The organism is Streptomyces sp. NPDC097619 (assembly GCF_040302735.1).
Lineage (GTDB): Bacteria > Actinomycetota > Actinomycetes > Streptomycetales > Streptomycetaceae > Streptomyces.
The window spans coordinates 1-8,084 of the sequence record NZ_JBEOSD010000240.1; the positions used below are offsets into that span (position 1 = coordinate 1).

The window sequence follows — 8,084 nt, forward strand, 5'->3', positions numbered from 1 at the left end:
CCCTGTGGGAGAGTAGGACGCCGCCGAACAATCATTGTGGGGGAGCCCCGCACCTTATGGTGCGGGGCTTTTCTGCGTTTACGGGTCTTTTCGGTCCTGGAGTGGGTGAGGCGACGGTGACGACGGTTACGTTTTCGGGCGTTTTGCAACCCGGCGGTGTCAGGGCGCATCAGGTAGGGCGGGGAGCCCAGCCGATCTGTCCCGTGGGGGCAGGCACGACCGTTCGGAGCGAGATTCGTGGACCAGTACCCGCAGCAGCCGCGGCCTGACGATCAGCCGCCTTACCCGACCTACCCCCACCCCGGGCAGGAACAGGGGCAGGCGGAGGGCCAGGGCGGGCCGCAGCAGGGCGCTTACCAGGCTCCGGCATGGCCGTACGGGCAGCAGGGGCAGCCCGGGGCGTACGGGCAGCAGCAGGGGGCGCCGTACGGGCGGCCCGGCCCTGAGAACCCCTACGGGCAGCCCGCGCACGGCGGACAGCCGCAGCAGCCCTACGGGTACCAGCAGCAGCCGCCCCACGGGCAGGCCCAGGGACAGCCGCCCCAGGCGCAGCCGGTCCACGGGCAGGAGCAGTCGCCGTGGGGGCCGTCGACGTACGGTCGGACGCCTTACGGGCAGCAGCCGCAGGGCCAGGGCCCGGCGCAGCCTCACCTCAAGGAGGGCTATGGCCGGCAGCAGGCGGGGTTCGTGCGGTCGCCCGAGGCGCCGCACGAGAGTGCCGTTCGGCCCCTCGGGCACGGTGGCGAGGGCGACGGGGCCGGGAGCGACGGGGCCGGGACGACCGGTGGGAAGAAGCGGCGGTCGCGGCGGGGGATCTGGATCGCGGCGGTGACCGCGCTGGCCGTGCTGGGCGGGACCGCCGTCGCCGGCCGGCAGCTCGACTGGTTCAACGACAACGGGGAGCCCGTCAGCTTCGGCGTGCGGACCCCGGGAGACGGGGCCGGGGGCGAGGACTCCGGCGGCGGTGCGGAGAAGGGCGGGAAGGAGAGCGGGGACGCGGCCGGGAACGGGGTGTCCATGCCCACCGGGCCGGTGTCCGAGTTCAAGCGGACCAGCCGCCTCGACGACGGCACCTCCATCGTGAAGACCCGCCTCACCGGAAAGAAGTCCGGGTTCACCGGGGACGTGTGGGTGTGGGTGCCCAAGGAGTACGAGGACCCCCGGTACGCCAAGAGCGCCTTCCCGGTGCTCATATCCCTGCCCGGCGGCAACGGCTTCCCGACCAACTACTGGGCCGACCGCAGTCTCGGGCTCCAGAAGGCCGTCACCAAGGGCGTGAAGGAGGGCACCAGCCTGCCCTTCATCCTGATCATGCCGGTGCTCAACCCGGACGAGAAGAACTACTACGACGGCTCGGACATCCCCGGTCAGCCCAAGATGGGCACCTGGATGGCCGAGGACGTCCCCGATTTCACCAAAGCCAACTTCCGGACCTTCACCTCCCGGGACGGCTGGGCCTTCATGGGGAACTCCTCCGGTGCCTTCGTCGGTCTGAAGATGGTCATGCAGCACCCCGACCGCTTCAAGGCGGTCATCGCCAGCGGTGGGGAGACCGCGCCGGACTCACCGCTGTGGCGCGGGGACCGCAAGCTGATGGACGCCAACGACCCCGGCAAGCTCGCGCAGAAGCTGAGCGGCGGCAGCGGGCCCGAGGTCTACGTGAACTTCCAGATCGGCACCAAGGAAGGCGCCCAGGACCTGGCGCGCCTGCGGAAGTTCGAGAAGGACCACGGCAAGGGGCCCGTGAAGATCACCACCCGGGTGATCCAGGGCGGTGACCACAACGGCTGGGACTACGTCCGGGGCATGGAAGAGGGCTCCCTGGAGTGGATCAGCAAGGTGATGGCCAAGCCGGTGCCGTCCTCCTGACCCCGGACCGGGGGCGAGCCGGGCGATTGGCGCCCTTCGCCCCCGATGACGGAGTCTTGTACGCAACCCCTGGCGTCTTTCGCCCCTCTTGTACGGGGGGAGGGGCACCCGTCGGCCTGTCGAGAGAGCAGTGCCGCGCTGAGTAAGGAACGGTCGGTCATTTCCGTGGAGCACACTCCCCAGCAGGGCCGCAAGCGGTCGAAGCGCCGCCTCGCGGCCGTCTCCGGGGCCCTGGCGTTGACGCTGGTCGCGGGCGGCGGTTTCGCCGTCTGGAAGTTCGACCTGCTCTCCGACAACGGCGAGCCGATCTCCTTCGGGCGGGGGCACGCCAAGGAGGCCCCGGTCACGGCGGTCCGGCCGGGGGTGCGGATGCCCACCGGGCCCGCGGCCTCGTTCGTGCGGAGCAGCCGGCTTCCCGACGGCACCGAGATCGGGAAGACCACGCTGGTCGGCGCGAAGTCCGGGTTCACCGGGGACGTGTGGGTGTGGGTGCCCAAGGAGTACGAGGACCCCCGGTACGCCAGGAGCGCCTTCCCCGTGCTGATCTCGCTGCCGGGCGGTCGCGGGTACCCGAAGAACTACTGGATGGGCACCGGGCTGGGGCTCCAGAAGGCCGTGTCGGACGGGGTGGCGGCGGGCACCAGCCTGCCCTTCATCCTCGTGATGCCGGTCCTGAACCCCGACAAGAAGTTCTACTACGACGGCTCGGACATCCCCGGTCAGCCCAAGATGGGCACCTGGATGGCCGAGGACGTGCCGGATTTCGTGAAGGCGAACTTCCGGACCTTCACCTCCCGGGACGGCTGGGCCTTCATGGGGTCCTCCTCGGGCGGGTTCGTGGCCCTCAAGCAGGTCATGAAGTACCCCGGTCGGTTCAAGGCGGTCATCGCCTCCGGGCCCGAGACGGCGCCCGATTCCCCGCTGTGGAAGGGCCACCGCGCCGAGATGGAGGCGAACGATCCGGAGCGACTCGCGGAGTCCCTGATCCGGGACAAGGGGCCCGACGTGTACGTGGCCTTCCAGATCGGCACCAAGGAGACCGGGCGGGAGAAGCTGGAGCGCTTCATGCGGTTGTACGGGAACGGTCCCGTGCACACCCGGCTCCAGGTGATCGAGGATGGGGAGCACAACGGCAAGTCGTACGTGCGCGGCATGAGGGAGGGATCCTTGGAGTGGATCAGCGAGGTGCTGCTCGCCCCGACCCCCGACCCGGTGCCGGAGCACTCCCGGGACTCCGCCCCCGACGTGTGACGGGTCGCCCGTGAACGTTCCCCTCAAGGCCGTGCTGACGGCGGTGGCCGCCGTGGTCGCCGTCCTCGCCGTGCTGTCGCTGGACACCTTCGGCGGTGGTCCCGCGCGGCCGCCGCGGGCCTTTCCCGCCGTGGGGGTGCTCATGGCGGACGGGGAGCACTGGTGCACGGCCAGTGTGGTCGACAGCCCGAAGGGCAACGTGGTGGCGACGGCGGCGCACTGCGTGTCCCCGGCCGGGGAGGACGGGGAGCCGGGCGAGGTCGCTCACGACGGGCTGGCCATCGGGAAGCTGTCCTTCGCCCCCGGGTTCACGGGGGAGGGGGCCGGGGAGCGGCCGCTGGGGGTGTGGAAGGTGTCCTCGGTGCACGTGGACGACCGGTGGCGGTTGTACGGGGAGGACACCGCGGACTACGCCTTCCTCACCGTGGAACCGGACGCCTCGGGGCGCACCGTGCAGCAGGTGGTGGGGGCGGGGGAGGCCCCGGAGCCGGACTGGGACTCGGCGGAGGACCGGGAGGTGACCGTGGTGGGCTATCCCGAGGAGGAGCACAACCCGGAGAACCGGCCGGTGTCCTGCACCACGCGGAGCAGTGCGGACGAGGACGAGGAGGGCATGCTCTACATCAACTGCCCCGGGTTCTGGACGGGGACCAGCGGGAGCCCGTGGATGGCGGACCGGGGTGGGAAGGGTCGGCCGGGGCGGCTGATCGCGGTGCTCAGCGGAGGCGACACCGACGCCGATTCGACGGCGGCCCCGCTGGACGAGGGGGCGCGGGCGCTGTACGAGGCGGCGGCCCGGGGCTGATCCGCCGTGGGGCGGGTGCCCGGCCGCCCGTGTCGTGCCGGGGCCGGGTTCCGCGGCCGGTGCCGCCACCGGCTGCGTGGTCCGCGTGGTTTCCGGGGGTGGTCCCCGTGGTCTCGGTGGCGGGTCAGCCGCCGCGTTCGGTGCTGACGATGACGCAGACCCCGGCCACCACCACCGCGCCGCCCGCGAGGATCGGCCAGGTCAGGGCCTCGTCGAGGATGAGCGCGCCGAGCAGGACCGCGACGACCGGATTGACGTAGGCGTACGTGGAGACCAGGGACAGCGGCGCCGACTGCAGGAGCCAGGCGTAGGCGGTGAAGGCGACCAGGGAGCCGAAGAGGACCAGGTAGCCGAGGGCCACCCAGGAGCGGGTGGAGACGGTGGCCGGGTCGAAGCCGTGCTGTTCGCCGCGGAGGAGGGCCACCACCAGGCCGGCCGTGCCGCCCGCGAGCATCTCGTAGGCGCTGGCGGTGAAGGGGTTCGCGGGCATCGGGAGCCGCGAGGAGGTGAAGGAGCCCAGGGACCACAGCAGGGCCGCGGTGAGGACGAGCAGGACGCCGGAGAGCCGGACCTGTCCGGTGACGCCGGGGAGGGTGAGGACCGCGAGGCCGATCATGCCCAGGAGCACGCCGCCGAGGGTGCGCGTCGGGGGGCGGTCGCCGGCCGTGGTGCGCAGCAGCACCACCCACATCGGTACGGCGGCGACGAGCAGGGCGGCCAGGCCGGAGGGCACGTACTGCTCGGCGACGACGACCAGGCCGTTGCCGCCGAGGATGAGCAGCAGTCCCACGAGGAGGGCCGAGCCGAGCTGTGCGCGGGTCACGCGGAGGGCGGCGGGGCCCTGGCGCCAGGCGACGAGGGCGGCCAGCAGCAGGCCCGCGGTGATGAAGCGGGCGCCGGCGGAGAGGAACGGCGGCAGGGTCTCGACGACCACGCGGATGCCGAGGTAGGTGGAGCCCCAGATCACGTAGACGATGGCGAGGGCCGCCCAGACCGCTCCGGTGATCCGGCGGGCGGGAGCGCCGGCGGTCGGTGCGGCGACGGGGGCGAGGGGTATCGCGGGGGCCGGCACGGAGGCGTCGGAGGGGCCCGGATCGGCGGGCTTCGATGGGTGCATGATGCATCATCCCAGGATTCCGGGGCTCCGGGAGGGCCGGTGGGATCCGGCCACCGGGTGGGGCCGGCGGCCGGTGGGGCGGGGGGCCCGGACCGGCCCGTCCGGGGTGCCGGGGGCCGGGTCCGGGCGGCGCGGTCAGCGGGGGAAGAGGGCGTTGAGTTCGCCGTAGGGGAGGGCGCCCTCGACGGCTCCGTAGGTGCCCGCGGCGAGGAGTTCGCGGGTGGCGCGGGCGGCCACGGCGTAGGCGGCCTCGGCCACCGAGGAGCCGAGGCTGACCCGGGCCACACCGAGGGCGGCCAGCTCGGGGAGGGTGGGCGAGCCGGGGCCGACGAGGAGGTTCAGGGGGGCGTCGATGCCCTCGGCGAGGGCGGCGACGGTCGGCCGGTCGGCGACCCCGGGGACGAAGACGCCGGTGGCGCCCGCGTCCAGGTAGCGGGCGGCCCGGTCGAGGGTGTCGGCCAGGCGGGCGGGGCCGGGCTCGCCGAGTCCGGCCAGGTAGGTGTCGGTGCGGGCGTTGATGTAGAGCGGGATGCCGGCGGCGTCGGCGGCGGCCCGGGCGGCGGCGATCCTGGTCGCGACCTCGGCGGGGTCGCGGCGGCGGTCCTCGATGTTGATGCCGACCGCGCCCGCGGCGAGGATCCGGGCCACGGTCTCGCCGACCTCGGCGGCGTCGCGGCCGTGGCCGCCCTCGATGTCGGCGGTGACGGGCACGGAGACGGCGGCCACGATCCGTGCGACCCGCTCCACGGCGAGGTCCCGACCGATGGCGTCGCCGTCCGCGGCGCCTGCGCTCCAGGCGACCCCGGCGCTGGTGGTGGCGACGGCGGGGGCACCCGCGGCCTCGGTGACGCGGGCGCTGGCCACGTCCCAGGCGTTGGCGAGGGCCAGGGGGGTGCCGGGCACGTGCAAGGCGCGGAAGGCGAGGGCGAGTTCGGCGGGGGCGGGGCGGGGGGCGGAGATCGTGGTCATGGGGGCAGTCCATCATCCGGCGGGGGGATTCCGCTGGCGGATTTCCGACATGATCCACGGGGATGCGGTGCGGTGGCGGGCGTCGGGCCGCGGGGCCGGTCGCGGGCGGGGGTGTGTCCGGCGGGCGGTGGCGGCGTGTCGGCCATGTGTCATGTACCGGTGTCATGGGCGCCTTCGTGGCGGGCGTGTGGCGTGGCTGTGAAGCGTTTTCCGTCCTCTTGTGGGATCTCGCCGGCTTGGGTCAACCTGAGCCCGGCAGGCGGGAGTTGACGGTGAATCCCGCCGGGTTCGTTGTCATGTGCACGCCTGCCTCACCCCCCGCAGCGCACCACCAATGAGGAGGACCCCTCAGATGTCCGTGATGCGTCCATCACGCCGCAAGATCGCCGGCGTCAGTGCCACCGCCGTGGTAGCCCTTGTGCTCGGCACGGCCGCCGCCCTCCCGGCGCAGGCCGCCCCCGCCGAAGGCTTCATCGAGAACGCCGGGGCCCCCGGCGCGATCGCCGGCAGCTACATCGTGACCCTCGACGGCGCCAAGGCCGACTCGGCCGCCGGACGGTCGCTCGCCGCGAAGTACGGGGCCGAGGTCAACCGGACGTACAAGAAGGCGCTCAACGGCTACGAGATCAAGCTCTCGGAAGCCCAGGCCAAGCGCTTCGCGGCCGACCCGGCCGTCAAGTCCGTGGTCCAGAACCGCGTGTTCACCATCGACGCCACCCAGCCCAACCCGCCGTCCTGGGGTCTGGACCGCATCGACCAGAAGGCGCTCCCCCTCAACCAGAGCTACACCTACCCGGACAAGGCCGGTGAGGGCGTCACCGCCTACATCATCGACACCGGCGTCCGGATCAGCCACAGCGACTTCGGCGGCCGGGCCTTCAACGGCTACGACGCCATCGACAACGACAACGTCGCCCAGGACGGCCACGGCCACGGCACGCACGTCGCCGGGACCGTCGGCGGCGGCGCCTACGGCGTGGCCAAGAAGGTCAAGATCGTCGGCGTCCGCGTGCTCAACAACCAGGGCTCCGGCACCACCGCCCAGGTGGTCGCGGGCATCGACTGGGTGACGCAGAACGCCGTCAAGCCGGCCGTGGCCAACATGTCCCTCGGCGGCGGCGCCGACTCGGCGCTGGACACCGCCGTCCGCAACTCCATCGCGGCGGGCATCACCTACGCGGTGGCGGCGGGCAACGAGTCCACGGACGCCGGCACCAAGTCCCCGGCCCGCGTCGGCGAGGCCATCACGGTGGGTGCGACCACCAACACCGACGCCAAGGCGAGCTACTCCAACTACGGCAGCATCCTGGACATCTTCGCCCCCGGTTCCTCGATCACCTCCGCGTGGAACACCAGCGACTCGGCGACGAACAGCATCTCCGGGACCTCGATGGCCTCCCCGCACGTGGCGGGCGCGGCGGCCGTCTACCTCTCGCAGAACCCGGCCAGTACCCCGGCCCAGGTCTCCAGCGCGCTGGTGGCGGCGGCCACCCCGAACGTGGTGACCGGCCCCGGCACCGGCTCCCCGAACCGCCTGCTCTTCGTCGGCGGCGGCACCACCGTCCCGCCCGGCCCGCGCTTCGAGAACGCCGCGGACTACGCGATCAACGACAACGCCACCGTGGAGTCCCCGGTCACCGTCAGCGGGGTCCCGGGCAACGCCCCGGCCGCGCTGACCGTCGCGGTGGACATCAAGCACACCTACATCGGTGACCTGGTCGTGGACCTCATCGCCCCCGACGGCTCGGTGTACAACCTGCACAACCGCACCGGCGGCAGCGCGGACAACATCATCCGCACCTACTCGGTCAACGCCTCCTCCGAGGTCGCGAACGGGACCTGGAAGCTCCGGGTGCGCGACGCGGCCAGCGCCGACGTCGGCAAGATCGACTCCTGGGCCCTGCAGTTCTGACCGGGACCGGGGCCCTGACGGGCTCCGAGGGATTCCGAGGGTTCCTGAAGGTTCCTGAAGGTTCCTGAGGGGGCTGCGAAGGAGTTCCCACTCGTTCCCCGGGCGGGGGCACCCGTGGTTCTTCGCGGTGATGCTGCTCCTGCTCTCCGCCCTGCTCTTCA

General features: G+C 72.5%; 6 protein-coding genes. 4 read left to right on the forward strand and 2 right to left on the reverse strand.

Annotated features, from left to right (window positions below; genetic code table 11):
• Window positions 1-237 precede the first annotated feature (237 nt).
• From ABTZ17_RS35065 to ABTZ17_RS35075, 3 genes are all read left to right on the forward strand, one after another.
• On the forward strand, window positions 238-1,869 hold the full coding sequence (locus ABTZ17_RS35065; RefSeq protein ID WP_352199859.1) for an alpha/beta hydrolase: 1,632 nt from the start codon (window positions 238-240) through the stop codon (window positions 1,867-1,869).
• Between the two features lie 165 nt (window positions 1,870-2,034).
• Complete coding sequence (locus ABTZ17_RS35070) at window positions 2,035-3,120, forward strand: alpha/beta hydrolase (RefSeq protein WP_352199860.1); 1,086 nt, start codon at window positions 2,035-2,037, stop codon at window positions 3,118-3,120.
• 10 nt (window positions 3,121-3,130) lie between these two features.
• Window positions 3,131-3,925: a trypsin-like serine peptidase gene (locus tag ABTZ17_RS35075; protein ID WP_352199861.1), complete on the forward strand. Its 795-nt coding sequence runs from the start codon at window positions 3,131-3,133 to the stop codon at window positions 3,923-3,925.
• A 124-nt stretch (window positions 3,926-4,049) separates the two neighbouring features.
• Here ABTZ17_RS35075 and ABTZ17_RS35080 read toward each other — a convergent pair whose 3' ends face one another.
• Together ABTZ17_RS35080 and ABTZ17_RS35085 are read right to left on the reverse strand one after the other, a co-directional pair.
• On the reverse strand, window positions 4,050-5,042 hold the full coding sequence (locus tag ABTZ17_RS35080; protein WP_352199862.1) for an EamA family transporter: 993 nt from the start codon (window positions 5,040-5,042) through the stop codon (window positions 4,050-4,052).
• A gap of 135 nt (window positions 5,043-5,177) precedes the next feature.
• Window positions 5,178-6,011 carry an isocitrate lyase/PEP mutase family protein gene (locus ABTZ17_RS35085; RefSeq protein ID WP_352199863.1) on the reverse strand — a complete coding sequence of 278 codons (834 nt, stop codon included), beginning with the start codon at window positions 6,009-6,011 and terminating at the stop codon, window positions 5,178-5,180.
• Between the two features lie 352 nt (window positions 6,012-6,363).
• On the opposite strand from ABTZ17_RS35085, the gene ABTZ17_RS35090 reads away from it, so the two are divergent.
• Complete coding sequence (locus tag ABTZ17_RS35090; RefSeq protein WP_352199864.1) at window positions 6,364-7,923, forward strand: S8 family peptidase; 1,560 nt, start codon at window positions 6,364-6,366, stop codon at window positions 7,921-7,923.
• Window positions 7,924-8,084 lie beyond the last annotated feature (161 nt).

Excerpts from the sequence above, each read along its gene's own strand:
- ABTZ17_RS35090 (WP_352199864.1), top strand. The coding sequence starts at position 6,364 with ATGTCCGTGATGCGTCCATCACGCCGCAAGATCGCCGGCGTCAGTGCC.
- ABTZ17_RS35080 (WP_352199862.1), bottom strand. The coding sequence starts at position 5,042 with ATGCACCCATCGAAGCCCGCCGATCCGGGCCCCTCCGACGCCTCCGTG.
- ABTZ17_RS35085 (WP_352199863.1), bottom strand. The coding sequence starts at position 6,011 with ATGACCACGATCTCCGCCCCCCGCCCCGCCCCCGCCGAACTCGCCCTC.